General features: G+C 50.6%; 29 protein-coding genes. 27 read left to right on the top strand and 2 right to left on the bottom strand.

Features of this window, described 5'->3' with window-relative positions; all coding sequences use genetic code 11:
• The first annotated feature begins 2 nt into the window (after positions 1-2).
• The 25 genes from fliI (at position 3) to HRH59_RS06765 (ending at position 23,250) form a co-directional block, all read left to right on the top strand.
• Positions 3-1,349 carry a flagellar protein export ATPase FliI gene (gene fliI / locus HRH59_RS06885; protein WP_173500532.1) on the top strand — a complete coding sequence of 449 codons (1,347 nt, stop codon included), beginning with the start codon at positions 3-5 and terminating at the stop codon, positions 1,347-1,349.
• Complete coding sequence (gene fliJ, locus HRH59_RS06880; protein WP_173500531.1) at positions 1,346-1,801, top strand: flagellar export protein FliJ; 456 nt, start codon at positions 1,346-1,348, stop codon at positions 1,799-1,801. Before fliI ends, fliJ begins: the two co-directional genes overlap by 4 nt.
• Before the next feature lie 107 nt (positions 1,802-1,908).
• Positions 1,909-3,570 carry a flagellar hook-length control protein FliK gene (locus HRH59_RS06875; protein WP_173500530.1) on the top strand — a complete coding sequence of 554 codons (1,662 nt, stop codon included), beginning with the start codon at positions 1,909-1,911 and terminating at the stop codon, positions 3,568-3,570.
• Between the two features lie 93 nt (positions 3,571-3,663).
• On the top strand, positions 3,664-4,182 hold the full coding sequence (gene fliL / locus HRH59_RS06870; protein ID WP_173500529.1) for a flagellar basal body-associated protein FliL: 519 nt from the start codon (positions 3,664-3,666) through the stop codon (positions 4,180-4,182).
• A 12-nt stretch (positions 4,183-4,194) separates the two neighbouring features.
• Positions 4,195-5,283, top strand: a complete 1,089-nt coding sequence (fliM, locus tag HRH59_RS06865; protein ID WP_173500528.1) for a flagellar motor switch protein FliM — start codon at positions 4,195-4,197, stop codon at positions 5,281-5,283.
• A gap of 5 nt (positions 5,284-5,288) precedes the next feature.
• Positions 5,289-5,681, top strand: a complete 393-nt coding sequence (fliN, locus tag HRH59_RS06860; RefSeq protein ID WP_173500527.1) for a flagellar motor switch protein FliN — start codon at positions 5,289-5,291, stop codon at positions 5,679-5,681.
• Positions 5,681-6,259 (top strand): flagellar biosynthetic protein FliO, encoded by a 579-nt coding sequence (gene fliO / locus HRH59_RS06855; RefSeq protein WP_173500526.1) that lies wholly within the window; start codon positions 5,681-5,683, stop codon positions 6,257-6,259. Before fliN ends, fliO begins: the two co-directional genes overlap by 1 nt.
• 8 nt (positions 6,260-6,267) lie before the next feature.
• Positions 6,268-7,014, top strand: coding sequence for a flagellar type III secretion system pore protein FliP (gene fliP, locus HRH59_RS06850; protein WP_173500525.1), 747 nt, complete (start codon positions 6,268-6,270; stop codon positions 7,012-7,014).
• Positions 7,011-7,280: a flagellar biosynthesis protein FliQ gene (gene fliQ, locus HRH59_RS06845; protein WP_173500524.1), complete on the top strand. Its 270-nt coding sequence runs from the start codon at positions 7,011-7,013 to the stop codon at positions 7,278-7,280. The genes fliP and fliQ overlap by 4 nt, the downstream gene beginning before the upstream one ends.
• 5 nt (positions 7,281-7,285) lie before the next feature.
• Positions 7,286-8,059, top strand: coding sequence for a flagellar biosynthetic protein FliR (fliR, locus tag HRH59_RS06840; RefSeq protein ID WP_173500523.1), 774 nt, complete (start codon positions 7,286-7,288; stop codon positions 8,057-8,059).
• A 15-nt stretch (positions 8,060-8,074) separates the two neighbouring features.
• Positions 8,075-9,202 (top strand): flagellar biosynthesis protein FlhB, encoded by a 1,128-nt coding sequence (gene flhB, locus HRH59_RS06835; RefSeq protein ID WP_173500522.1) that lies wholly within the window; start codon positions 8,075-8,077, stop codon positions 9,200-9,202.
• A 106-nt stretch (positions 9,203-9,308) separates the two neighbouring features.
• Complete coding sequence (flhA, locus tag HRH59_RS06830; protein ID WP_173500521.1) at positions 9,309-11,411, top strand: flagellar biosynthesis protein FlhA; 2,103 nt, start codon at positions 9,309-9,311, stop codon at positions 11,409-11,411.
• A 10-nt stretch (positions 11,412-11,421) separates the two neighbouring features.
• A complete protein-coding gene (flhF, locus tag HRH59_RS06825) occupies positions 11,422-12,837 on the top strand; it encodes a flagellar biosynthesis protein FlhF (RefSeq protein WP_173500520.1) in 1,416 nt (471 codons plus the stop codon).
• Positions 12,830-13,708: a MinD/ParA family protein gene (locus HRH59_RS06820; protein WP_173500519.1), complete on the top strand. Its 879-nt coding sequence runs from the start codon at positions 12,830-12,832 to the stop codon at positions 13,706-13,708. The genes flhF and HRH59_RS06820 overlap by 8 nt, the downstream gene beginning before the upstream one ends.
• Positions 13,705-14,424 (top strand): RNA polymerase sigma factor FliA, encoded by a 720-nt coding sequence (locus HRH59_RS06815; protein WP_456239045.1) that lies wholly within the window; start codon positions 13,705-13,707, stop codon positions 14,422-14,424. Before HRH59_RS06820 ends, HRH59_RS06815 begins: the two co-directional genes overlap by 4 nt.
• 52 nt (positions 14,425-14,476) lie before the next feature.
• Positions 14,477-14,848: a chemotaxis response regulator CheY gene (gene cheY, locus HRH59_RS06810; RefSeq protein ID WP_206109480.1), complete on the top strand. Its 372-nt coding sequence runs from the start codon at positions 14,477-14,479 to the stop codon at positions 14,846-14,848.
• 25 nt (positions 14,849-14,873) lie between these two features.
• Positions 14,874-15,629, top strand: coding sequence for a protein phosphatase CheZ (locus HRH59_RS06805; protein WP_173500518.1), 756 nt, complete (start codon positions 14,874-14,876; stop codon positions 15,627-15,629).
• Between the two features lie 15 nt (positions 15,630-15,644).
• A complete protein-coding gene (locus tag HRH59_RS06800) occupies positions 15,645-17,807 on the top strand; it encodes a chemotaxis protein CheA (RefSeq protein WP_173500517.1) in 2,163 nt (720 codons plus the stop codon).
• A 12-nt stretch (positions 17,808-17,819) separates the two neighbouring features.
• On the top strand, positions 17,820-18,965 hold the full coding sequence (locus tag HRH59_RS06795; protein ID WP_173500516.1) for a protein-glutamate methylesterase/protein-glutamine glutaminase: 1,146 nt from the start codon (positions 17,820-17,822) through the stop codon (positions 18,963-18,965).
• Complete coding sequence (locus HRH59_RS06790; RefSeq protein WP_173500515.1) at positions 18,958-19,701, top strand: flagellar motor protein; 744 nt, start codon at positions 18,958-18,960, stop codon at positions 19,699-19,701. The genes HRH59_RS06795 and HRH59_RS06790 overlap by 8 nt, the downstream gene beginning before the upstream one ends.
• A gap of 6 nt (positions 19,702-19,707) precedes the next feature.
• Positions 19,708-20,688 (top strand): flagellar motor protein MotB, encoded by a 981-nt coding sequence (locus tag HRH59_RS06785; RefSeq protein ID WP_173500514.1) that lies wholly within the window; start codon positions 19,708-19,710, stop codon positions 20,686-20,688.
• 1 nt (position 20,689) lies between these two features.
• Positions 20,690-21,466: a ParA family protein gene (locus HRH59_RS06780; RefSeq protein ID WP_173500513.1), complete on the top strand. Its 777-nt coding sequence runs from the start codon at positions 20,690-20,692 to the stop codon at positions 21,464-21,466.
• 3 nt (positions 21,467-21,469) lie between these two features.
• A complete protein-coding gene (locus HRH59_RS06775; RefSeq protein WP_173500512.1) occupies positions 21,470-22,273 on the top strand; it encodes a chemotaxis protein CheW in 804 nt (267 codons plus the stop codon).
• Between the two features lie 30 nt (positions 22,274-22,303).
• Entirely contained in the window at positions 22,304-22,798 is a 495-nt protein-coding gene (locus HRH59_RS06770) for a chemotaxis protein CheW (protein WP_173500511.1), read from the top strand.
• An 8-nt stretch (positions 22,799-22,806) separates the two neighbouring features.
• Complete coding sequence (locus HRH59_RS06765; protein WP_173500510.1) at positions 22,807-23,250, top strand: DUF2802 domain-containing protein; 444 nt, start codon at positions 22,807-22,809, stop codon at positions 23,248-23,250.
• Here the strand turns inward: HRH59_RS06765 and HRH59_RS06760 are convergent.
• Together HRH59_RS06760 and fliK are read right to left on the bottom strand one after the other, a co-directional pair.
• Positions 23,247-23,567, bottom strand: a complete 321-nt coding sequence (locus HRH59_RS06760; protein ID WP_173500509.1) for an EscU/YscU/HrcU family type III secretion system export apparatus switch protein — start codon at positions 23,565-23,567, stop codon at positions 23,247-23,249. The two genes, HRH59_RS06765 and HRH59_RS06760, sit on opposite strands and share 4 nt — an antisense overlap.
• Positions 23,568-23,575: 8 nt before the next feature.
• On the bottom strand, positions 23,576-25,378 hold the full coding sequence (fliK, locus tag HRH59_RS06755) for a flagellar hook-length control protein FliK (RefSeq protein WP_173500508.1): 1,803 nt from the start codon (positions 25,376-25,378) through the stop codon (positions 23,576-23,578).
• A gap of 66 nt (positions 25,379-25,444) precedes the next feature.
• Here fliK and ccmA point away from each other — a divergent pair, with 66 nt between their 5' ends.
• On the top strand, positions 25,445-26,143 hold the full coding sequence (gene ccmA, locus HRH59_RS06750; protein WP_173500507.1) for a cytochrome c biogenesis heme-transporting ATPase CcmA: 699 nt from the start codon (positions 25,445-25,447) through the stop codon (positions 26,141-26,143).
• Complete coding sequence (gene ccmB / locus HRH59_RS06745; RefSeq protein ID WP_173500506.1) at positions 26,137-26,802, top strand: heme exporter protein CcmB; 666 nt, start codon at positions 26,137-26,139, stop codon at positions 26,800-26,802. The genes ccmA and ccmB overlap by 7 nt, the downstream gene beginning before the upstream one ends.

Raw genomic sequence — 26,802 nt, 5'->3', positions numbered from 1 at the left:
ATATGGCCGACAGCGACACCCTAAGCCATTTTTTGCAACAACAGCACGCTTATGTGCACGGCTCAAAACCGGCCGTAGCCGGGCATTTGGTCCGTGTTGTTGGCCTTACGCTGGAAGCTACCGGCTGCAGCGCGGCTATTGGCCAGGCTTGTAGCGTAGAAACGGCGCGCGGCGCCATTATGGCCGAGGTTGTCGGCTTTGCTAACGATCGTATTTATCTGATGCCCAAAGATGATGTTGCCGGCGTGGTGCCGGGTGCAAAAGTTACGCCGTTGCTGAATTTTAAAGGTGTACCGCTGAGTATGAATTTACTTGGCCGTGTTATTGACGGTGTCGGCACACCGCTTGACGGTAAAGGCCCTATTGCAGCGCAGCACTATGGTGGCGGCAAAGGTAAACCGATTAACCCGTTGCAGCGCCGGCCGATAAAACAGCCGCTGGATGTCGGCGTGCGCTCTATTAACAGCATGATCACTGTCGGCAAAGGCCAGCGTATGGGCTTGTTTGCCGGCTCCGGCGTGGGCAAAAGCGTGCTGTTGGGCATGATGACACGGGGCACCAGCGCTGATGTCATCGTGGTTGGTCTGGTAGGCGAGCGTGGTCGCGAAGTAAAAGAATTTATTGATGAAATTTTAGGGGACGAAGGTAAAGCCCGGTCAGTGGTTATTGCCGCTCCGGCCGATGTATCACCGCTTATGCGGTTAAAAGGCTGCGAAACGGCGGTGCAGGTGGCGGAGTATTTTCGTGACCAGGGCCTGGATGTACTGCTGCTGATAGATTCCATCACCCGTTACGCTCAGGCGCAGCGCGAAATAGCCCTTGCAGTAGGTGAGCCACCGGCCACCAAGGGTTATCCGCCATCGGTATTTGCCAAATTACCGGCACTGGTAGAGCGGGCCGGTAATGGTAGCGGCAGCCAGGGCTCGATAACGGCATTTTATACCGTACTATCGGAAGGTGACGATCTGCAGGATCCGATAGCCGATGCCTCGAGGGCAATTCTGGATGGCCATATCGTATTGTCACGCGCGTTGGCCGATGCCGGCCACTTTCCGGCGGTAGACGTGGAAAAATCCATCAGCCGTGTTATGCCGGCGGTGACCAGCCCCGAGCATCAACAAATGGCGCGTACCTTAAAGCAGCTGTACTCCGGTTTTCAGCAAAGTAAAGATCTTATCGCTATCGGCGCCTATGTGCGTGGCAGTGATCCGCAATTGGATAAAGCCATCGGCATGATGCCGAATATAAACCGCTTTTTGCAGCAAGGTATGCACGAAGTGGTGGGCTATGACGACAGCTTGCAAAGTTTGGCGCGGCTGGTGCCGGTAAGCGGGAGTAACGGCTTGTGATAAACCATCGTTTTAATATGCTGATCAAAATTCAGCAGGACAGAGAAGAAAAACTGCAGGCGCACTTTGTTAAAGCGCAGCAGTTTTATCAGCAGGCACAGCAGAAGTATCAGGGGCTGGCGAACTACCGCACCGAGTATATTCAACAAAGCCAACAGCAGGGTAGTGCCGGGTTGCAAAGCCGGCAATATAACCAGTTTGTCAGTTTTATCGGTAAGTTGGACCAGGCGATACAGCAACAAGGTCGTGCTGTACAACAAGCTCAGGCCGCCGCAGAGCAGCGTAAACAAAGTTGGTTAGCCATGCAGAAAAAGCGCAAAGCACTGGAATTGTTAGTGCAGCGTAATGACGCCGCAGAGTTACAAAAGCAGCTGCAACAAGAGCAGCGTAATGCCGATGAATATGCCAGCCAGCAGTTTATGCGCCGTCTGGCCGCCGAGCCTTTGCTGTAGCGGTTTTACATTTTGGCCTGAAATTTGAATGGATATTGGTTATCACCTTGTAGTGAAAGTAATACAACATGAGTCCGGCAGCAGCTGCCGGCAATCGGGAGAGTGGTATGGCACAGGGCTTACAATTATCCACGCTGATGAGCGGTGCAGATCAGGCGCTGCGCTTTGACGGCGCCGGCGGCACAGATGCTGAGCAGGCAGAGTCCGCCAGCGGCAGCAGCTTTGGTGAATTGCTCAATGGCATGGCATCAGCGGCAACCGATAAGGTGCAAGGCGGGAAATTGCGGCAACTTCCTGCCGGTATCAGTTTATTGTCCGGCGTAAGCCAGGCGTTGGCGGCAGCAAAAGCCGGCAGTACTGAAACCACAGAACTTACCGATGCCAACATGCTGCTGAGCGCAGAGCAAGAGCTGCAAACTGATATGGCAGATGCCGACGCCGCTTTGCTGGCCGCCAGCTTATTGGGACAAATAGCGCTGAAAGACAAAACACCACTGACGGATGCTGAAGCTAAAGCCGTTGCGGCGGAGCTGGCTATTATGCTGCAAACACAGACAGATGGCACTGAGCAAGGTGCTAACGCGGAAACAGAGGGCGCTGATACCCTGTTAACCACACAACAGCAAGCCGTGTTAAGTGCCACACAAGGTGAAGCTAAGCCTGCAGCTGCAGCTGCAACAGCTTTAGCTGAGCAACCGCTGGAGGCGAAGTCGCAGACAGCACCTGTTGATGCAAAACAGCTTAAGGCAGAGCAGACAGAAACTGCACTTAGTATGACAGATGCAGCCAGCGGCGATATCGAAGCCGCTGAGGCTGTGACAAAGGCGGCGCAGCCGGTCAACCTAAATGAGGTGGCAAGTGCCGCGGGTAGCGCCCCTGGCAACACGCCGGCAGAGCGCAATACTTTGCTCAGCGCGGCTACTGAAGCGGAGCAGCAAGCCAATCTGCAACAAAACAGCGCCGCACTACAACCCGATGCAGCAGCAGGTGATAAAACAAAACCGGAGCTTGTTGGCAGTGCTGTCGCAGATAAGAGCAGCCAGAGTGTTAAACTGACTGCGATGGCCGAAAATGGCACTAAGACCGGTTCAGATAGCAGTGATGGCAGCGCCAAGCAGAATTCCGGGCAACAAAATTCGCCGCAAAATCTGATGGCACAGCTGGCAGCTGACAGTCAGACGCAGGCACAAGACAGCAGCGTTGCGGTGAAAACTACCGCAGAGCAAGCCGGTACAGCGCGCAGCGAAGCGGCATTTAGCCATAATTTACAGGCCGCAGAGCAGCGACAACAATCCGGCTTACAAAAAACCGCTGCTAAAGCACCGGCAGAGCAGTTGCAACAAAGCCTGAACTTGTTGCAGCAAGATGCCGCCGGTCAATTGCGCGAGCGGGTAAACCTGATGGTGCGGCAAAATATTCAGGTAGCGGAAATCCGGCTGGATCCGGCCGGGCTTGGCCAAATGCAAATAAAAATAGATATGCAACAAGACCAGGCGTCGGTGCAGTTTATTGTGCAGCAGCCGCAGGCTAAAGAATTGTTAGAGCAGCAGTTGCCGCGTTTACGTGAGATGTTGCAGCAACAGGGCATAGTGCTTGGCGAGGGCAATGTGCAGCAGCAAACGCAACAGCAGCAGGAACGTCAGTTAGCACAGGGCAATGGCCGCGACTCCGGCATGCAGCAAACGGTTGCTGAAGATACTGAGCTGCAATCGGGTAGCGTTAGCGTAACAGCGGTAGTCAATGAGCGTCTGGTGGATTATTACGCGTAAAGCACGCTAAAGGCGCAAATTGTCCGGCAGTGATTTACATTGCCGGCGACAGATGAGCATAATAATGCCAAATAACCTTACAGGTAGCATGAGATGGCCGCAGAAAAAGATTTAGTGATTGCCGATGGCGGTAAAAAGAAAAAGTTAATCCTGATAGCCGGTGGTGCCGCTGTTGTAGTCGCGTTGGCGATAGTGGGCTTTATATTGTTTTCCGGTGGCGGCTCAGCGCCTGCCGGTGGCAGTGACGATAGCGGCCAAACTACCGCCGTCGCCGGGGCAGAGCAAAGCAAAGGCAGTGCGCTGTATGTGCCGATGCCGCGGCCTTTTGTGTTTAATGTGCCGGGCGCTTCGCGTGACCGTATGGTGCAAATTAAAGTGCAGTTACTGGTGCGCGGTAACAACAACGAAACCATTGCTATGCGGCATATTCCGCTGATAGAAGGCAGCTTGTTGCAAACCTTCAGTTCGGCTAATGCCGATGAGTTGGTTACTGTAGCGGGGCGTGATGCATTAAAGAACAAAGCATTAAGTGATTTACAACAAGCCATGATTGAAGTGGTGGGCTCGGTGGTGGTAGATGAAGTACTTTTCACCGGTTTTGTAATGCAATAAGAGTGAGCAGCCGTGACCGATTTACTGTCACAAGACGAAATTGATGCGCTGTTACATGGCGTTGATGACGTTGAAGAAGAAGAAATAGACGATTCCGGCGGTGGCCGGGGCCGCTCTGCCATGGAGTACGATTTCTCGTCGCAGGATCGTATTGTGCGTGGCCGTATGCCAACGCTGGAGATGGTAAACGAGCGGTTTGCCCGGCATATGCGTATCAGTTTATTTAATATGATGCGCCGTACTGCTGAAGTGTCGATTAACGGCGTGCAAATGATTAAGTTTGGCGAATACGTGCATACGCTGTTTGTGCCTACCAGTTTGAATATGGTGCGGTTCAGGCCGTTAAAAGGCACCGGCCTTATTACCATGGAAGCACGGTTGGTGTTTATCCTGGTGGATAACTTTTTCGGCGGTGACGGCCGCTATCATGCCAAAATAGAAGGCCGCGAATTTACCCCTACCGAGCGGCGTATTATTCAGATGCTGCTGAAGTTGATTTTTGAGGATTACAAAGAAGCCTGGGCACCGGTAATGGATGTGTCTTTTGAATACCTCGACTCAGAAGTAAACCCGGCCATGGCGAATATCGTCAGTCCGACCGAAGTGGTGGTAATAAGCTCCTTCCATATTGAACTGGACGGCGGCGGCGGTGACTTCCACGTAGCCCTGCCTTATTCCATGCTGGAGCCGATCCGTGAATTGCTCGATGCCGGGGTACAAAGCGACAAAGAAGATACCGACTTACGCTGGAGTAAGGCACTGCGCGACGAAATTATGGATGTAAAGGTCGACTTAACCACCAAAATGATGGATTTCGATCTGTCACTGCGCCAGATTATGGAACTGCAGGCCGGTGATATTATTCCGATTGAAATGCCGGAACACATTACGGTGTTGGTGGAAGATTTACCCACCTACAGAGCCAAACTGGGCCGCTCGCGCGAGCATGCGGCACTGAAGATTATTGAAAAAATTAAACGGCCTGAATCAGTGAAATCTGAGATGAATGTATTCACTAAAGGCGGGCGTCGGCTTGACAGCGACGCCGATATTTCTGAACTAGAGGCCGATCTGAACTTGTCAGATCGCGACAGAAGGTAAACAACATGGCTGATGATAAAGACACAATGGACGAATGGGCTGCAGCAATGGCTGAAGCTGAAGGTGATGGAGACGGTGCAGAGGCTGTTGAGCTGGAAGAGCTACGTGATGAAAAGGCCGATATTACGGTAGATGAAAAGCGTAAGCTGGACACTATTTTAGACATTCCGGTAACCATTTCGATGGAAGTGGGCCGTGCTAAAATCAGCATCCGTAATTTATTACAGCTGAACCAGGGCTCGGTAGTGGAGTTAGAGCGGGTAGCCGGTGAACCGTTAGATGTGTTGGTTAACGGCACCTTAATTGCGCACGGCGAAGTGGTAGTAGTAAACGACAAGTTTGGTATTCGCCTGACTGACGTAATCAGCCAGATTGAACGGATTAAGAAGTTACGTTAATGCGCATATTTTATGTTTTAAGCTTAAGTTTGGCGTTACTGGCGGGGCCTGTTGCTGCCGGGACTTCTGATGCAGTAGACAATAATGCGGTTGCATCTGAGCAGCAGGCTGAGTCTGAGCCGAAAACAGAGGCAGCGTTACAGCCGGGATCTGTATCGGCAGCTGAAGCGAAGGCCGGCACTGAGCCGGTAAAACCGGCTGATGCCGGCGCGCAGAACAAAATTCCGGCACTTAGCCCGAAAACTGAAACAGGCGACGGCGAGCGTCCCTCTGCCGGGCTGGGACTGGGTAAAATGGCGCTGTCGCTGGCCATCGTGGTTGCTATTGTAATTGCGCTGGGTTGGGCGTTCAAAAAATTGACGCTGCGCATGCCCGGTAGCCGGCATATAAAAATTATTTCCAGTATGCCGCTAGGGCCGAAAGAGCGCTTGTTAGTTATTGAAATGCAAGGGAAACAGCGGGTTTTAGGTGTTACGGCAAACAGCATAAATTTACTGTTTGAACTGGAAAATTCACTGCCTGAAGAAAAGTTGGCATCAGACTTTCATACACAGTTGCAATCTTTGCTGAAAAAATAGTGTGAACTATGTTGCGACTGTTGTTCGTGGTGCTGGCCCTGCTGCTGAGCCCCGATGTTCTGGCTGATAACGGTGCCTTATCAGCCGTTACCGTTACTACCGCTGCCGATGGCAGCCAGCAATACAGCGTAACGCTGCAAGTGCTGGCGATGATGACAGCACTGAGCTTTATTCCTGCCATGGTCATTATGATGACCAGTTTTACCCGCATTATCGTGGTGCTGGCCATTCTACGCCAGGCTATAGGTTTGCAGCAGTCGCCGTCGAATCAGGTGTTAATCGGCATTACGCTGTTTCTGACCTTTTTTATTATGGCACCGGTATTTAAAACCGTTAACGACACGGCTATTCAGCCCTACCTGAGTGAAGAGATTTCACCGGTACAGGCGCTGGACGCTGCTATAGCGCCGGTTAAAGCTTTTATGTTGCACCAAACCCGTACTAAGGATCTGGACACCTTTGCCCAGATAGCCGGCCATGAGATTGCCGCATCGCCGCAAGATTACCCCATTACCATCGTTATTCCGGCTTTTATTACCAGCGAGCTGAAAACCGCTTTTCAAATTGGTTTTATGTTGTTTATCCCGTTTCTGATTATTGATTTGGTGGTCGCCAGCGTGCTGATGGCTATGGGTATGATGATGTTATCACCGATGATTATCTCCTTGCCGTTTAAGCTGATGATGTTTGTGTTAGTTGACGGCTGGCTACTGGTAATGGGTACCATGGCTACCAGTTACGGAGTAGGCACATGAGTCCGGAGGTGTTTGTTGATGTATTACGTGATGCGCTGTTTCTGGTGATCCTGCTGGTTAGCGCCATTATTTTGCCGTCGCTGTTTGTCGGTTTAATTGTGGCGGTGTTCCAGGCTGCTACCTCAATTAATGAACAAACCTTAAGCTTTTTGCCACGCTTAATTGTCACGATATTGGCGCTGATGTTTGGTGGCCATTGGTTTACCCGGGTCATTATGGAGTACACCCATGAACTGATCCTCAGTATTCCCACTGTAGTAGGGTAACGACAATGGATTTTCCGCTGCAGCTGTTGATGCAAACCCTGGCGGACTACCTGTTGCCTATGTGTCGTGTTACCGGCATGTTTTTAATTATGGCCGGCATCGGCGTGCGCAACGTGCCTATGCGGATAAAAACCGGTTTAGTGGTGATGATCACACTGATTATTATGCCGACACTGCCGCCGGTCGTTAATCCTGATTTGATGTCCGGGCAAATGTTTTTGGAAGTGTTGCTGCAACTGATGATTGGTTTTGCGCTGGGTTTTATTTCACTAATGTTTATTACCACCTTTGTGCTGGCAGGTCAGTTGCTGGCTACGCAAACCGGTTTGGGTTTTGCATCGATGGTTGACCCGGCCAGTGGTGTTAACGTGCCGGCTATCGGTCAGTTCTACCTTATTTTGGCCACCTTACTGTTTTGGGTGTTTGATGGTCATTTAATTATGATCCAAATGCTGGTATTCAGCTTTGACACCTTACCGATTAACGGCCAGTGGTGGGAAGTAACCAGCTATTGGACCGTGGTTGAGTTTGGTGGCTGGATGTTTGCTACAGCGCTGGCGATTGCACTGGCGCCGATAGTGTCGATGCTGGTGGTCAATTTATCTTTCGGCATTATGACGCGGGCGGCGCCGCAGCTGAACATTTTCTCTATCGGTTTTCCTATTACCATGCTGGCCGGCTTAGTTATTTTATGGCTGACACTGGATACCTTTTTATTCCATTATGACAAACAGTGGCAGCACAGTATTGATTACAGCTGCCGGCTGATTGGTTGCTAAGCACAAGGCTCTGTTATGGCAGATGAAAGCACCGAAAAGACCGAACAGCCCACGCCCAAGAAGCTGCAAGACGCAGCGGAAAAGGGCCAGATAGCACGTTCGAAGGATTTAGGCACCGCATTCGTATTAATAGGCAGTGCGGCTGCTCTGCTGGTGTTTGGCAAAATGCTGGCGATGGCGATGCTGGATATTTGTCAGCGTATGCTGCGGCTGAACCCGAAAGATATTTTTGAGCCCAACTCCATGTTTACCGCCTGGGGCGCTGCCGGCGAAAAACTTGTCATTCCGTTAGGCGGCATCTTTGTGCTGATCCTTATTGCCGCATTTTTGGGTAATACCTTGCTTGGCGGGTTTAACTTCAGTTTGCAAGCCGCAGCGCCGAAAGCCAGCAAAATGGATCCGATGAAAGGTTTTAAACGCATGTTTGGCCTGCAGGCGTTGGTGGAGCTGCTTAAAAGTATTTTAAAAGTAATAGTGGTAATGGGAATTGCCTACCTGCTGCTTAAAGTGTTCTTCGCTGACATTATGGCGCTGTCGTTGATGAGCGAGCCAAACAATATTGAGTCAGCACTGTATTTTCTGGCCTGGCTGTTTTTAGGCTTGTGCTCCAGTGTGTCAGTGATTGCCGTTGTAGATGCGCCTTATCAAAAATGGAATCATATTAAACAGCTGAAAATGTCATTGCAGGAAATTAAAGACGAGTTTAAAAACTCTGAAGGCGATCCGCAAATTAAAGCCCGCATCCGCCGCACGCAAATGCAAATGTCGATGAAGCGCATGATGCAGGAAGTGCCCAAAGCCGATGTTATTGTGACCAACCCAACCCACTATGCGGTAGCGCTGAAATACGATCAGGGCAAGTTCCGTGCGCCGGTGGTGGTAGCTAAAGGCGTGGATGAAGTGGCGATGCATATCCGTAAAATCGGTAATGAGCATAAAGTACCGGTAATTGAATCGCCGGGCCTGGCGCGGTCAATTTTTTACACCACACAGCTGGATCATCCTATTCCGGAGCAGTTATTTGCGGCAGTTGCCCAGGTGCTGGCCTATGTGTATCAGCTGAAAATGTATAAAAAAGGCAAGGGCAGCCGGCCGAAAACGCTGGCGAAAGAGCTGCCAATTCCGGACGATTACCGTCACTAATTCTGTAATATCCGTAAACAAAACGTGTGCTGAGTTATCAGCTTGCACGTTTTGGAACACTTCTTGCTGACACCCTGTATTGCGCCAATTTACTGTCAGGGTTGTTATGCAGTTAGCCGGTTATTTTACTAAGTTCGATCGCTCCCGTTTTGCTTTTGCAAAAGGCCTGGGCACGCCGCTGTTTATCCTTGCTGCGTTGGCAATGGTGGTATTGCCATTACCGCCGATGCTGTTGGATATGTTGTTCTCCTTTAACATTGCGCTGGCATTGGTGGTATTACTGGTGACGGTTTACACCATGCGACCGCTGGATTTTGGTGCTTTTCCGGCTATTTTGCTGGTAGCCACCATTATGCGTTTAGCACTGAACGTGGCCAGTACCCGGGTAGTGTTACTTGAGGGCCATAACGGCGGTGATGCTGCCGGTAAAGTAATTGAGGCCTTTGGCTCTGTGGTTATCGGCGGTAACTATGCTGTCGGTATAGTGGTGTTCTTAATTTTAATCATCATCAACTTTGTGGTAGTAACCAAAGGTGCCGGCCGTATTGCTGAAGTATCTGCCCGTTTTACTCTGGATGCGATGCCTGGTAAACAGATGGCGATTGACGCCGATTTAAACTCCGGTCTGATTACCCAGGAAGATGCCCGTAAACGCCGTGACGAAGTTACCAGTGAAGCTGACTTTTATGGCTCGATGGACGGTGCCAGTAAGTTTGTTAAAGGTGACGCCATCGCCGGTATTGTTATATTGGTGATTAACCTGGTGGGCGGTTTGTTTATTGGCATGATCCAGCATGGTTTGTCTTTTGGCGACGCGATGGAAATTTATACGCTGCTTACCATAGGTGATGGCCTGGTGGCGCAAATACCGGCGCTGTTATTGTCTATCGGCACTGCCATTATCGTCACGCGGCAAAACAAGTCAGAAAATATGGGCGAGCAAATGACGACCCAGCTGGGTAACAAACAAGTGCTGTTTGTTGCAACCGGCGTACTGACTCTAATGGGTATTGTACCCGGCATGCCGCATTTCGCATTTTTAACCTTAGCTGCCGTGGTTGGCGGTATGGCTTATCTGATGCATAAACGTGCGCAACAGAGCCAGGCTGAACTTGTTAGTCGCAATACGGCAGAGCTGACACCGGTAGAATCCGGAGTGGTAAAAGAGATTGGCTGGGATGATGTGCAGGGCGTCGATACCATTGGCCTGGAAGTCGGCTATCGCTTGATACCCCTGGTAGATAAATCGCAGGGCGGCGAACTGCTTAGCCGGATTAAAGGTGTACGGAAAAAACTGTCACAGGAGCTCGGTTTTCTTATTCCTGCGGTACATATCCGTGACAACCTGGATTTGGAGCCCAACAGCTATCGCATGACATTAATGGGCGTAACCAGTGGCGAAGGTGAGCTGCGCCACGACAACGAGCTGGCGATTAACCCGGGCCAGGTGTTTGGCACAGTAAAAGGTGTAGCAACTAAAGACCCAGCCTTTGGCCTGGAGGCAGTATGGATAGCCAAAGATCAGCGAGAGCACGCGCAAACACTGGGTTATACGGTTGTGGACGCCGCCACTGTTGTGGCTACGCATTTAAGCCAAATTTTAACCAATCATGCTGCCAGCTTGCTGGGGCATGAAGAAGTGCAAAATCTGCTGGATATGCTGGCGAAACATTCGCCGAAACTGGTCGAAGGCCTGGTGCCGGATACCCTGGCACTGACCACGGTAGTTAAAGTGCTGCAAAACCTGTTGCAGGAAGGCGTGCCGATCCGCGACATGCGTACCATAGTACAGACCCTGGTGGAGTATGGTGGCAAGAGCCAGGATGTCGATGTATTGACGGCGGCATGCCGGATTGCACTGCGCCGCTTAATCGTGCAGGAAGTGGGCGGCAGCCGTAAGGAAATTCCGGTTATTACCTTCGCACCTGAGCTGGAGCAAATGCTGCATCAATCAATGCAGGCGGCCGGTAATGATGGTGCCGGCATTGAACCCGGGCTGGCCGATCGTATTCAACAGTCGCTGCAGGATGCGCATCAGAACCAGGAACTTAGCGGTGACAGCGCAGTATTATTAACGTCAGGAATTTTACGCTCAGTTATGGCACGATTCGTGAAGTACACCATACCAGGCTTGCGGGTATTGTCCTACCAGGAAATTCCCGACGATAAACAAATTCGTATTGTCAGCGTTATTGGCCAGGCGAACTAGGAGTTAACGGATGAAAATCAAACGCTTTGTGGCAAAAGATATGCGTACTGCCTTAACTGAGGTAAAAGAGTTCCTTGGACCTGACGCCATTATTTTGTCGAATAAAAAGGTGGCCGGTGGCGTTGAGATAGTCGCGGCAATTGATCATGACGCAGCCGCGGCAGTAAAGGCAGCGCCGGCATTAGAAAAGCGCACCGAGCCGCGGTTTGCGGTAACCGTTGCTGATGATGATAATGACAGTACCATGGGCTCCGGTGATGCAGCCGGAACTGCTGAGGCACCGGCCGACTCGCTTAAGGCACTGCTGGCACGGCAGATGATTAAGCAGCAGGTTAATTCGCAGTCTGCGGCGAAACCCCAGTTGCAGGCGCAAGCGGCCGCTGTGCGCAGCCCACAGTTCGAGCGTCAAACTTCCGCCGTGGCGCAAGGCGGTAGTACATTGCAGTTGAACGAGCTCAGCAAGCAGCAAGAGCAGCAAGCTAAACTGGTGCAGCAACAAATGGATGCCATGCGCAACGAGATGTTGTCAATGCGCCAGTTATTGCAGCATCAGGTGTCGGGCTTAATGTGGCAAGACCTGGCCCGGCGCGAACCGGTGCGGGCGTTAGTCATCGAAAACCTGCAACAGCTGGGCTTGTCTGAGCAGGTCGCCGATCAATTGGCGTGTTTTATGCCGGAAGAGCTGAACAGCGCTGACGCCTGGGATGCGGCATTAGAGTTATTAGCCGGCCAGCTTAGTACCACTAATGATGATATTTTACGTCGCGGCGGTCTGGTGGCGTTGGTTGGTCCTACCGGTGTGGGCAAAACCACTACCGTTGCCAAGTTAGCCGCTGAGTTTGCCAAACGCCATGGCGCTGATCAGGTGGCGCTTATTACCACTGACAGTTACCGTATCGGTGCCTTTGAACAGTTAGCTACCTTTGGCCGCATTATCGGTTGTCCGGTGAAGCAAGCCAAAGACAGTGATGAGTTGGCGTTGTTAATTAATCAGTTACAACAACGTAAACTGATATTAATCGACACTGCCGGTATGAGCCAGCGTGATGTACGGTTAGCGGAAAAACTTGCCGGTCTGGTGCATAATAGTCGTGTCAAAATAAAAAGTTATCTGGTATTGTCTGCCACAGCACAGGCTCGGGTTATGCAGGAAAGCGTAACACATTTCAAACGCATACCTTTGTCTGGTTGTATTTTCACCAAACTTGATGAATGCTTAAGCTTAGGTGAAGTCATCAATGTTGCTATTCAGAATGCGTTACCTGTCAGTTACCTGACCAATGGCCAGCGCGTACCTGAGGATATCGCCGTTGCTGAAGCACGGTTGATGGTGCAACAGGCAGAAAAATTAAGAATCGCACACAGTAGTACGGGTCATCAGTGGTACAACGATGAGATGAACCGCGCGGATGGAACCTATGCATAGTCATGACAATATCGACGATCAAGCCAATGGCCTGAGAAAAATGAATAAGCAGATGGTAAAAGTAATATCAATTACCGGTGGTAAGGGCGGCGTGGGTAAAACCAACGTTACGCTAAACCTTGCCATGGCACTGGCCCAGATGGGCAAACGCGTGCTGGTACTGGATGCTGACCTTGGCTTGGCCAATTGTGATGTAATGCTCGGCCTGCGGGTAGAAAAAAACCTGTCACACGTGCTGGCAGGCGATGTAGGGCTTGATGACATTATTATCGACGGCCCTTTCGGCATCAAAATTATTCCCGCGACATCCGGCTCGCAAAATATGACTGAGCTGGCACCGGCAGAGCATGCCGGCCTTATCCGTGCTTTCAGTGAATTAAAAACACCGGTAGATGTACTACTGGTAGATACGGCAGCCGGTATTTCCGATATGGTGCTAAGCTTCTCCCGTGCTTCTCAGGATGTAATGGTGGTGGTATGTGATGAACCTTCATCAATTACCGACGCTTATGCACTGATGAAAATACTCAGCCGCGACCATGGCGTAGATAAATTTAAAATTGTCGCCAATATGGTGCGCAGTTTAAAAGAAGGCCAGGAACTGTTTGCAAAATTAACCCGCGTAACCGATCGTTTTCTTGATATAAGTCTGGAATTGGTCGCTACTATCCCTTACGACGAAAACGTGCGTAAAGCCGCGCGCAAGCAAAAAGGCTTTGTCGAGGCGTTTCCGAAGACACCGGCCAGCATGGCAATTAAAAGCCTTGCGTTAAAAGCCGGCAAATGGCCGCTTCCGGCAACGGCATCCGGCCATTTGGAGTTTTTTTTGGAGCAACTGGTGCAACCTCAGGTTGATCGGGGGATAGCGTGAACAGCAAAGTTGCAGCTTATGGCGGTATTGACCATATGCAGCAGTTGGTCGAGCGTCACGCTCCGCTGGTAAAGCGCATCGCCTACCATTTAATGGCGAGGTTACCTGCCAGCGTGCTGGTAGACGACCTTATTCAATCCGGCATGATAGGCCTGATTGAGGCCGCTAAGAATTTTGATGGCAGCAAAGGCGCCAGTTTTGAAACCTTTGCCGGCATTCGTATTCGTGGCGCCATGTTAGATGAAATGCGCCGTGGCGATTGGACGCCGCGCTCAGTGCACCGTAATGCCAGGTTAATAGCAGAAACCATTGCTGCGCTGGAAGCGGAGTATGGTCGTGATATTAAAGATACAGAAGTTGCTGAAAAACTTGATATATCTATAGATGAATACCATCATATGCTTAGCGACATCAGTAGCGGCAGAATTATAGGTATTGAAGATCTCGGTATTTCGTCAGATGTATTGGTAACATCCGGTGATACAGATAGCGATCATTTGTACGAAACACAAGCAAATGAAACTTTCCACCAGGATTTAGCGAAAACAATCAGTAATTTACCTGAGCGTGAAGCATTAGTACTTTCGCTGTATTATAATGACGAGCTAAACTTGAAAGAGATCGGGGCGGTACTGAATGTTAGTGAGTCCAGGATCAGTCAAATTCATAGTCAGGCATTAATCAGGTTAAAAGCCAGAATGCAGGATTGGTTGTAACCTATTCTGAGATAAAAATAATATCTCGTCGGAGGGGATTTTGGATAAAAACATGAAGATTCTTGTGGTAGATGACTTTTCAACCATGAGACGAATTATAAAAAACCTGTTACGTGACCTTGGTTTTACAAACGTGTCTGAAGCCGACGATGGTAGTACGGCTTTGCCTATGCTGCAAAACGGCGATTTTGATTTCGTGGTAACAGATTGGAATATGCCGGGTATGCAAGGCATCGATCTGTTGCGTGCTATTCGTGCTGATGCCAAGTTAAAGCATATTCCTGTGCTGATGGTAACGGCAGAAGCGAAGAAAGAGCAAATTATCGCCGCGGCGCAAGCCGGCGTTAACGGTTATATCGTCAAACCCTTTACTGCAGCCACGCTGCAAGAGAAGTTAGCTAAAGTATTTGAACGCATCGGCTAACCGTAACTGACAAAGGAGCATAGCCATGTCTGCAATTACGGCGCCTTTAATTTCTCTGGACCAGGCTCGGGAGCTGGTACAGCTGCTGGAAATGGGTGAGCATGACTCTGCCAACGAATTGGTACAGCAACTTGCTGTGCCAGGTTCATCAGAGTTGTTTGCTGAAGTAGGTAAGTTAACTCGCCAGCTGCACGACTCATTAAAAAATTTCCAGATAGACCCCTCACTGAATAACCTGCTTGAAGAAGATATCCCGGACGCTAAAAAGCGTCTTAATCATGTTATCGATATGACCGAGCAGGCAGCCAACCGCACCATGGACGCCGTAGAATCTTGCCTGCCTATTGCTGATCAAATCAGCCAAAAGCTGGGTAGTATTCAACCGCAATGGCAAAAGCTGATGCAACGCCAAATGCAGTTGGGCGAGTTTAAAGTGCTGTGTCATAACCTGGATGCTTTTTTTCAGCAAGCCAGTGGTGACTCCAATACGCTAAACTCATTGCTGACGGACGTTCTGATGGCACAAGACTATCAGGATTTAACCGGGCAAATTTTGCGTCGGGTTATCGAGCTGGTGCGCGAAGTTGAAGAAAGCCTGATTGGTTTGCTAACAGCATTCGGCCAATCAAGCTTGATGGTGCCTGCTGCTGAAGCGAAACCCGCAAAAAGCAAACCCAAGGCGCATGAAGCAGAAGGGCCTATTATTGACGCAGCAGAGCGCGATGATGTGGTAAGCGGTCAGGATGACGTCGATGATTTATTATCCAGTTTAGGTTTTTAACAGAGGTGTCATTGCATGAGCTTTGATATGGATGAAGATATACTGCAGGACTTTCTGGTTGAAGCCGGTGAAATCCTCGAATTACTGCAGGAACAGCTGGTAGAACTGGAAAATAATCCGGATGATGCCAATTTGCTTAATGCAATTTTCCGTGGTTTTCATACAGTAAAAGGCGGCGCCGGTTTCCTGTCATTAACTGAGCTGGTCGATGCCTGCCACGGTGCAGAAAACGTATTTGATATTTTGCGCACCGGCAAACGTCGCGTTACGCCGGAATTGATGGACGTTATTTTGCAATCACTCGACAGCATCAACGAAATGTTTGTCGAAGTGCAGAATCGCCAACCGTTAACCCCTGCATCTCCAGCCATACTTGAAGCTTTACATCACTATAGTGAACCGGAATCCGCATCTAACCCTGCACCTGCAGTGGCTAAGGCTGCACCTGCACCGGCAGAGCCTGAACCGGTAGCGCCTGCCGCAGGCGGCAGTGTTGATGATATTACCGAAGAAGAATTTGAACGCATGATGGACGAGCTGCACGGCAAAAAAGGCGCGCCAGCTGCCAGCTCTGCTCCGGCAAGTCCGGCTCCTGCGAGCCCGGCAGCCGGCACGTCAGGCAGTGACGACATTACCGACGATGAATTTGAATCTATTCTTGATCAACTGCACGGTAAGGGCTCCTTTATTCCTGATAGCGCAGCAGCAGCCGGCAAAGACACTGCACCACCTGCCGCAAGCCAGGATAAGGCGGCGAAGAAATCCGATGACGAAATAGACGACGCCGAATTTGAAGCCTTGCTGGACCAATTACATGGCAAAGGCAAAGCACCGGTAGAAGTGGCATCGCCAGCCGTAGCAGCTGCACCGGTGGCCGCCGCACCAACCAAAGCTGTGGTAGCAGAAAGCAAAGCGGCACCAGCTGCACCGGCTGCGGCTGATAAAGCCGTTGCTGCACAGCAAGCCGCGCAGGTAGAAACCACAGTGCGGGTAGATACCAAACGGCTGGATCAGATCATGAACATGGTCGGTGAACTGGTGTTGGTGCGTAACCGGCTGGTTAGCTTATCTACTACTGCGCAAAATGAAGAGATGAGCAAGGCCATTTCTAATCTGGATGTGGTTACTGCTGACATTCAGGGCGCGGTAATGAAAACCCGCATGCAGCCGATCAAGAAAGTGTTTGGTCGCTTCCCGCGGGTAGTACGTGACTTAGCGCGCTCTCTGCAAAAAGACATTGAGCTGGTGCTGGAAGGTGAAGAAACCGATCTGGATAAAAACCTGGTAGAAGCTCTGGCCGATCCTTTAGTGCACTTGGTGCGCAATTCGGTAGACCACGGTATCGAGATGCCGGAAATCAGGCAAAAGGCCGGTAAAAACCGTACCGGTACCGTGAAGTTAGCTGCGGCGCAGGCCGGTGATCATATTTTACTGACTATTCACGATGACGGTGCCGGTATGGATCCGGAGAAGTTGAAGGGCATTGCCATTAAGCGCGGTATTTTAGATACCGACGCCGCTGCAAGAATGTCAGATACCGAAGCGTTTAACCTGATTTTTGCGCCTGGTTTTTCTACCAAAGAACAAATTTCTGACATCTCCGGCCGCGGTGTTGGCATGGATGTGGTAAAAACCAAGATCACGCAATTAAACGGTACTGTGCATATTCACTCTAAAATGGGTGAGGGCACCTTACTGGAAATCAAAGTGCCGCTAACACTGGCTATATTGCCCACTCTGATGGTTATTGTTGGCAAGCAAACCTTTGCTTTACCGCTGGCCGGCGTCAGCGAAATTTTCCATCTCGACTTAAATAAAACTAACGTGGTTGACGGCCAGTTAACGGTTGTGGTGCGTAATAAAGCCATACCGCTGTTTTTCCTCGAACATTGGTTGGTAAAAGGCTCAGATAAAAAACGCCGCCGTGAGCAGGGTCATGTGGTGATTGTACAAATTGGCACCCAGCAGGTTGGCTTCGTGGTCGACTCGTTGATAGGCCAGGAAGAGGTGGTGATCAAGCCATTGGATGCCTTATTGCAGGGGACGCCGGGTATGGCTGGTGCAACCATTACTTCCGATGGTGGTATAGCACTGATCCTTGATGTGCCTAACCTGCTGAAACATTACGCGAAGAAATCAAAGATCAAGTTTGATCGCTTCAACAAAATTAATGCCTAAAGAGAGATAACTATGGCGATTAAGGTGTTAGTGGTCGATGATTCCAGTTTTTTTCGTCGCCGCTTGACAGAAATCCTGGCAAAGGATGGCGATATTGAAGTTATCGACACCGCCAATAACGGCAGAGAAGCTGTAGATAAAGCCTTAGCGTTAAAGCCGGACGTTATTACTATGGATGTGGAAATGCCGGTGTTAGACGGCATTTCTGCTGTGCGCGAAATAATGCAGCAACAGCGTATCCCTATTCTGATGTTCTCCTCGTTAACGCATGAAGGGGCAAAAGCTACTTTTGACGCCCTTGAAGCCGGAGCGGTAGATTTTCTGCCGAAAAAATTTGAAGACATCGCCCGCGATAAAGACGAAGCCGGGCAGTTGCTGCGCGACAGAGTTAAAGCCGTAGCACGTAAACGCCAGCCGGGCAGAACGGGTTTTAGCAGCACCATCGCTGCACGCACTGAAACACCGGCGCCGCGGTTAAGCGAGCGTCCGGCATTAACCCGTACCGCCTTTGAACGACCAAAGCTTAGCGACAGAGTCACTGCGCCGGCGCGCAGCGGCACTTTCCATGCCAGCGGTAAGAGTTATAAGTTAGTGGCGATAGGTACCTCTACCGGCGGTCCGGTGGCATTGCAACGTATTATTACTGCATTGCCGGCCAACTTTCCGCTACCCATCGTATTAATTCAGCATATGCCGGCTGCCTTTACCGGCGCTTTTGCCCAGCGCTTAAATTCGTTAGCGAAAGTGGAAGTACGTGAAGCTGTCGATAATGATGTGCTGCGGCCTGGGGTGGCGTATCTGGCACCCGGCGGCAAACAAATGTTGATTGAAGGTAACGACCGCGAAGCACGGTTACGCATTAAAGAAGATGACTCGCCGCGCATTACATTTAAACCCAGCGTAGATATCACCTTTGCCACCGCAGCTAAAGTGTACAGCGATAAAGTACTGGCGATAGTATTAACCGGTATGGGTGCCGATGGCCGTGAAGGGGCCCGGTTGTTAAAGCAAAGCGGTGCACGGATTTGGGCTCAGGATGAAGCCAGCTGTGTGGTGTACGGTATGCCGCAAGCGATAGCTGCAGCCGGTTTAATGGATGTAGAAGTTAGCCTGAACGAAGTAGCAACCCGCCTTATCACGGAAGTGACGCATGGATAAGCTGGCCATCAGCGGCTTTTTGTTAGCGGTGCTGGCAGTTGCCGGCGGCTTTGTTATGGAAGGTGGTGCCTTATCCACCTTGTTGCACTTTCCGGCGTTTTTAATTGTAGTTGGCGGCACCGTCGGTGCAGTTATGCTGCAAACACCTTTTAATCAATTCCGCCTCGGGTTAAGTATGTTACCCTGGGTGATTCGTCCGGCGCAGTTGCCGCTGGAGCACACCGCAGAACGTATAGTGCAATGGGGCAGTGCAGCTCGCGGCAGCGGTTTTCTTGCACTGGAAAATGATGCTCTGGCAGAACATGATGCGTTTTTACACCGTGGTCTTAATTTATTGGTAGACGGTGTAGAGCCGGCGGTGTTGCAAGATACCCTGGATGCAGAGCTGACGCTGGAGCGCGAGCGTTTGCTGCGTGGGGCGCGAATTTTTGATGCCATGGGCGGTTACAGCCCGACTATTGGTATTGTCGGCGCGGTGTTGGGTCTTATTCAGGCGATGTCGAATATTTCTGAGCCGGAATTGCTTGGCTTGGGTATCGCTACCGCTTTTGTTGCCACTATTTATGGTGTCGGTTTTGCTAACCTGGTGTTTATTCCGGTGGGCAATAAGTTAAAGAGCCTGGTGCAGCAACGCACGCTGTACCATGAACTGATCGTCGAAGGGTTGGTGTCGATTGCTCATGGTGAAAATCCACGTAATATTGAGCGTAAGCTGGCCGCTTACCATCCGGGTTAAGCAAGTATGTACCGGCATAAGCAAAAACATCAGCACGTAGAGCAAGAACAGCTTGACCGTTGGCTGGTGTCTTATGCCGATTATATGACACTGATGTTTGCGCTTTTTGTGGTGTTGTACGCCATGTCTATTGTAAAAGAAGAGCAATACAATGTACTGGCAGATTCTATTACCCGTATGTTTGAAAAGCCGGAGCAATCCGGCACCGGAGTGCCTGGCAGTGCGGTGTTAACCAAACCGGCACCGCAAAGTGAGCTGGAGTTATACGGCACCTCACTGGAGGAGGCCAAAGGCCCTGCTCTGGTTGCAGATGCAAAGCAGTTGTCAGAGGTTACGGCGAAACAGTTAGGCAGCCCATTACAATCTGTGGAGCAAAAGTTAACCCGCGCGTTGGCTAACCTGCTGGAGCAGGGCCTGGCAAAAATACAGCAGGATGAAAACTGGCTGACGATTGAACTGAGTAGTGGTTTACTGTTTGCCAGTGGCAGCGCCACAGCAACGGCGTCGGCACAGACATTGTTGGCTGAAATTACCAAAGTGATTAATCCAATCAATAATTTTATTCGTGTGCGTGGCTACACTGATAATCAACCGATTAACAACGAACTGTTCGCCTCTAACTGGGAATTGTCAGTAAGCCGGGCAACGTCAGTGCTGCGTATGTTAGAACGTTTGGGCACAGCACCACAGCGTATGGCTATTGAGGGTTTTGGTCAGTATTATCCGTTTAGCGCTAATGACAACGCGCAGGGGCGGGCCGCAAACCGTAAAGTAGTTATCGCGATTTCGCGCTACGGCTATGCCGAACAGCAGCAAACAACCAACAGCGATGAAAACGCTGAAAATGACGCCTTGCAGCGTCAGCTGGAACAGATCTCGCAACAGGACGGCAGTATCAGAGTAATCGCCCTACCCGGCGGTGGTATTCGTATTACTACGCGGCAAGACAACCCGGATGCGCAGCCGGAGCAACAACAGGAACCCTGAAGTGGTAATTTGGACGGTAGCAAATCAAAAAGGTGGTGTAGGCAAAACCACCACTACAGTAACCCTCGGCGGTTTGTTGGCGCAGCGTGGCTATAAAGTGCTGCTGGTTGATACCGATCCGCACGCGTCGCTGACGTACTATTTTGGCATCGATGCGGAAGAACTGGAAGTCAGCGTATACGACATGTTTATCCGTGGTAAAGACATCACCAGCGAAGAGATTATGCAATCACTTTGCCCCAGTGGTGTAGCCAATTTAGATATTTTGCCATCATCTATGGCGTTAGCAACCCTGGACCGCTCGCTTGGTAATAAAGGCGGTATGGGGCTGATGCTGAAAAAAGCACTGCAAAAAGTTAAAACAGAATACGATTACGTACTGATCGACTGCCCGCCGGTAATGGGCGTGTTAATGGTAAACGCCATTGCTGCCTGCGACCGTATTTTAATTCCGGTGCAAACCGAGTTCCTTGCTTTAAAAGGCCTGGAGCGCATGATTGCCACTATGGCACTAATGCGTACTTCACAGAAAAAAGATTACGCCTACACCATTATTCCGACCATGTATGACAAACGCACTAAGGCATCGCTGGAAGCGTATAAAGAGCTGAAAGCCAAATATCAGGACAGGGTTTGGTCGGCTGTTATCCCGGTAGATACCAAATTTCGTGATGCCAGCCTGGCACAAACCCCGCCCAGTGAATTTGCCTCGGCATCGCGCGGTGTGTTTGCCTACAACACCTTGCTGACTTATTTACTGCAACTGGCACCGGAGTAACGGATGAGTAATTTAATTGCCAGCCAGAAAGTGATGCAGCATTATCTGTCAGCCTTACTGACAGAGGATGATACTGATGCCGTAGTGCTGGCAGAAGAGAAAAAGCAGCAGCTTAATGCTTTGTTGTCACAGGCGGTGGTAACAGCGCCGGCAGTGAAAACTGCGGTAAAGGCTGCGCCGGCAGATGCTACGCTGGCAGATAATGCAGCGTTGGAAACCCTCAAAGCTAAATTTGCGGCGGCAGAACAGGCACAAAGCCTGGCACAGCGTGATATCCCGGTCGCTGAGCGCATTGCTCCGGTAGCGCCGGCAGTTAAAGCGGCTATACCGGTAGCGGCGAAAACGCAGCTGAAAGATTATCGTCAGGGCCGGTTTCAGGCATTGTTTTTCGACGTTGCCGGGTTAAAAGTGGCGGTGCCGTTAAAAGAATTGGGCGGTATTCATCAGTTGGGTAATGTCAGCAGCCTTATCGGTAAACCTGAGTGGTTTAAAGGTGTTATGCTGTATCGTGAACAAAAAATAAATATTGTTGATACCGCGCGCTGGGTAATGCCGGAAAAATATGATCAAACTTTGCAGCAAAAGCTAAACTATCAATATGTTATTATGCTGGGTAACAGTAACTGGGGCCTGTGCTGCGAAACCCTGATTAACACCTATGTACTGGAACAGGATGAGGTGAAGTGGCGTGAGGCAGAAGGCAAACGTCCGTGGATGGCTGGTTTGATCAAACAGCATATGTGCGTACTGATTGATGTTGACGCTATGATTGATTTATTAAACCGGGGGCTGGATATCAGTGCTTAACCGGAAAAGCTATTTATACAGGAGCTGTGCATGAGTAATTTAACCAAGCAGTCTGCCAACAAAAACGTAGCAGCCGATGTCGTATTACAGTGGGTAACATTTAAGCTGCAGGATGAAACCTACGGTATTAATGTTATGCAGGTGCAGGAAGTGCTGCGCTATACCGAAATTGCACCGGTGCCGGGCTCACCGGACTATGTACTGGGTATTATTAACCTGCGTGGCAATGTGGTAACCGTTATTGATACCCGCTCCCGCTTTGGTTTAGCGCCGGCCGATGTTACCGATAATAGCCGTATTGTGATTATTGAGGCAGAAAAGCAAGTACTCGGCATTATGGTCGATAGTGTGGCCGAGGTGGTGTATTTAAAATCATCCGAAATTGATACTGCGCCTAATGTTGGTACCGATGAAAGCGCGCGTTTTATTCAGGGCGTATCCAACCGTGAAGGCGAGTTACTTATTCTTGTTGACCTGAACAAATTGCTCAGCGAAGAAGAGTGGGAAGAAGTAAACTCGATCTAGGAACCCTTATGTGGCTTGGTGTAGCAATTCAAACCGGCCTGTTGTTGCTGTTTGCGGTCGGTATTTATATGTGGCTTGGCCGGCAGCAGCGGCAACAGCAACAGCAGCAAAGCGCGCTGGAGAAACGGTTGGAGTATGCGGCTAAGCAATTGGCCGGTAGTCAGCTTGAAGTAGAAGAGTTACGTGCCGGTATTATTGGCGTCGGCCAACGGGTGCTGCAACTGGATAGCGGGCTTAGCCAGCTTAGCGAGCAGCTAACCGCACAACTGCAGCAGTTGGCTGATAAACAGCAGGCTTTGGAACTGACAGATCCCGAGTCAAAGATATACAGCCGTGCGATGAAAATGGTGCAACTGGGCGCTGATCTCGATGAAATCATGCGCGAATGTGAACTGCCGCGTGCGGAAGCTGAATTGCTGTTTAACTTACACCAGCAAAAGCAGCAAGGCTAGCTTTTAATATCAATGCGCTGGTGAATATTGTGCCAGTTGTCCGGAAATTTCCCCTGCAGTACATATGAAAAGGCGATAAGCTCAGCAATCACAATATACAGTTGGGCGGGGATCTGTTCGCCTAACTGCAGTTGGCCCAGTAATTTACTCAGCTCATCATCCTGATGCACCAATACACCATGCTCACGTGCCAGCGCAATCATCTCCTCTGCCAACTGGCCATGCCCTTTAGCAGTAACAGTAGGCGCTTTTTTACCTTCATATTGTAAGGCTGTCGCCGTGCGCTCGCGGCCGCTTTTCTGTTCACTGTCTGTCATAGTTCTGTTTATACCTTAACTGTAAGTAAGCTGTTAGCCCTTGGCAATAAGCTGTCGGGTATTTTTCCCAGTACGCATTCTGCCTGACTTACTTCAAGCCCCTGGGCGTTGCAGCGGTCTTTCAGCAGCGGTAAAAACTGCTCGGCCAACTGTTTGGCGTGCTGCTGCTCTGTATAAAACTGCAGCTGCAATTGCTGTTGTTGCAGTTTTGCTACCACCAGTAACTGGCCTAACTGCTGCAAATCAAATTTCATTGTCAGCTGCCATTGTGTTTGTTTTTCGCCGCCTTGCTTACCATCGGCTTCGCGTTGCTCTACCTGCAACTGGCTGAATACTGACTGGCCCGCCAGTTGCAGTGGCAATTGCAGCAACAGCTGTTGCTGCGCAGCGTTATTACTGTCTAAGGTGGCTAATTGGCTTTGCTGCAAAGTACTGCTGTGACCGGCTAATTGGCGCAGCAGGTTGCCGGCCTGAGCGGGTTCCAGTTGGTTAACTAATTGCACCAAACGCTGGTTCGCCGGCATAGTGGCCAGTGCAGGCGGACGTTGCAACAGGTTGCCCAGCAGCAGTTGAATTGCCGCTGCCAAAGCACCGCCACTGCTTTGCACCGTCGCTGCCGGCTGCAGTGGCTGAAACTGCAGTAGCGATGCCAGTTGCTGCGTAATGTGTTGCGGCGTTTGTACTTTGGCGCCATCCGGTTGGCTTTGTCGCAATAGCTGTAATATCTGTTGCACCGGCTCCGGTAAGTCTGCTGTGCCGGCCAGTGGATCTGCAGTGGCCGGCAGTAATGGTAATAAGTGTCGCCAGGCTTGCTGTACGGCTTGTTGTGCTGTTTGTTGCAAGGCTGCAGAGGTATTGGAGGCATTTAGCGGTGTTTTTTCGTTACTGCTTTGGTTTGGGCTGGCGACAAATTGCAGCGGCCGGCTGATATCGTCTGCCGGCACGTTTATTTTGCTGCTAACGGGCGCAGTACTTAGCTGCAGTTGCCATTGGCCGGTTTGTTGCTGCAATTGCAACTTATACTGTGCCGGCAAGGCTGCTGGTGCTGCTGACAACACGGATTGCAGTGCTGACTGCAGCATCGGGTTCAGTTTAGTGGTATCAGCGGTGCCGGCTTGCTGATTAAATAGTCTTACCAATTGCTGTAATACTGCCGCTTGCTCAGATTTTTGTAACGTCACGCTGTTGCCGGTCGTATTGCCTTGATTAGAGTGCGCCGGCACCGCGATTAAACGCAACTGTAAGTCTGTAGTGCTGGTATCCAGTTTTAGCATTAGCTGTGCTGTAGCACCAGACAACAACGGTAGCATAGCGCTGAGCGCTTGCTGTGTTTGTGTGGATAACGGCACCGGGTTAAAGCCGGGCGCTGCCAGAGTAACGGCAGCGGCAGCTGGCAGCAGCCTGGCCGGTATTGTTGCTTGTGCAGTCGTGCTGCCGGGCACTGATATCGCCAATAACTGCCGCACTTGCGTCGCCGACAATGGAATGCTCAGAGTGTTGACGGCTGTTTGCAGTGTCAACTGCAGCTGACCGTTAGCCAGTGGTTGAAACTGCAGCTGCAGCTGTTGCAAGCTGCCCTGTGGGTTTACCGGTATGGCCGGAAGCATGGCTTGCACTGCGGCGCTGGCTGATGCCGGTAAAACAATATGCAGCGCGCCCTGCGGCGAGGGTAATTGCAACCGAAAGCGGCCATCGGTTAACTGTTGCACCTGGCTTTGATACACCTCTGCCAGCATCAGCTTAATTGCAGGGCTATCAGGCTTGTTGCCCTGCAACGGCTGCAACAGTTTATCCGGATTGATCTGGTTCATGTTTTTACCTGTTTTGCTTTGGTCCGCCATGCTGCTGCATTCGTATTATGCCGTCAATATGGTAATATGCGCGCAATTTTAACCGTCGTCGATAGTCAGAGGTTAGACATTAAACCACAGCCTTTTCACGTTTCAACCGCTCAGCCTTTGCTTGAAGGCCGCGAGTTGTGCTGTATCCGTCAGGACAGGGTGTTGTTTGAACAACAAAACCTGGTACTGCGCGCCGGTGAGCTGTTACAGGTTGCCGGTAAAAATGGTGCCGGTAAAAGCTCGTTGTTACGTATTTTGGCCGGATTGGCGCAGCCTGATGAAGGCGCGGTATATTACCGGCAGCAAACCTTAGCACAGGCCGGCGCAGGCTACGCCGCTGATTTATGTTATATCGGCCACCAAAGCGGTATTCATGAGCAACTTACTGCGCTGGAAAATGTCAGTTTTTGGCGTACAGCGTCGGGTGTGGCCGCGGCAGACGATTTTACGCTGCTGGCAAAGTTAGGGCTGGCGGGGCTGGAAGATATTCCTTGTCGTATGTTGTCGGCCGGGCAGCAACGCCGGGTGGCATTGGCACGGTTGTGGTTTGTAAAACGGCAACTGTGGATTTTAGATGAGCCTTTTACTGCACTGGATCAGGGCGCCATTGCAATGTTGCAACAGCACTTTTTGCAGCACCTGCAATCAGGTGGCGCGATAGTGCTAACCACACACCAACCACTGCAGATCACTTATGAGGCGTTAACCACGCTGGAGCTGGTTTACCGATGGTAACCTTATACCGTTTTACGCAGCGGGAGCTTCGCTTACTGGCGCGGCAAAAAGCCGACTGGCTTAATCCGCTGTTGTTTTTTGTCATTGTGCTCAGCTTGTTTCCGCTGGGCGTGGGGCCAGAGCCTAACTTATTACGTATTATGGCGCCGGGCATCGTCTGGATAGCGGCGTTGCTCAGTGTGCTGCTGGCGGCAGAGCGGCTGTTTAAAGACGATTACCGTAACGGTGTCATAGAACAGTTAGTGGCGGCACAACAGCCATTATTGAGTTTTGTGTTGGCGAAGTTAATTACCAATTGGCTTAGTACCGGTCTGCCGTTGGTGTTGCTGTCGCCGCTGGTGGCCTTGCTGCTTAACATTGATCAGGCCAGTTTAGTCGCCATGGTGTTTACCTTATTGCTTGGCACGCCATTGCTGAGCTTACTCAGCGTAATGGGTGCAGCACTTACAGTATCGGCCGATAAAGGCGGCATTTTACTGGCACTGCTGATACTGCCACTGTATATTCCGTTGTTAATTTTTGCCAGTGCAGCAATAGAAGCTGCATCCATGGCGTTACCGTATCATGGGCAGCTGGCAATTATGCTGGCAATGTTGTTGTGTGCAATGGCGTTGATCCCGCTGGCGGTGATCAGTGCATTAAAATTGAATGTGAGCTGA

The sequence above is a fragment of the Rheinheimera lutimaris genome (assembly GCF_013283795.1).
GTDB classification, from domain to species: domain Bacteria; phylum Pseudomonadota; class Gammaproteobacteria; order Enterobacterales; family Alteromonadaceae; genus Alishewanella; species Alishewanella lutimaris.
The sequence above is the reverse complement of the archived record's forward strand: the minus strand, read 5'-3'. Positions and strand labels throughout refer to the sequence as shown.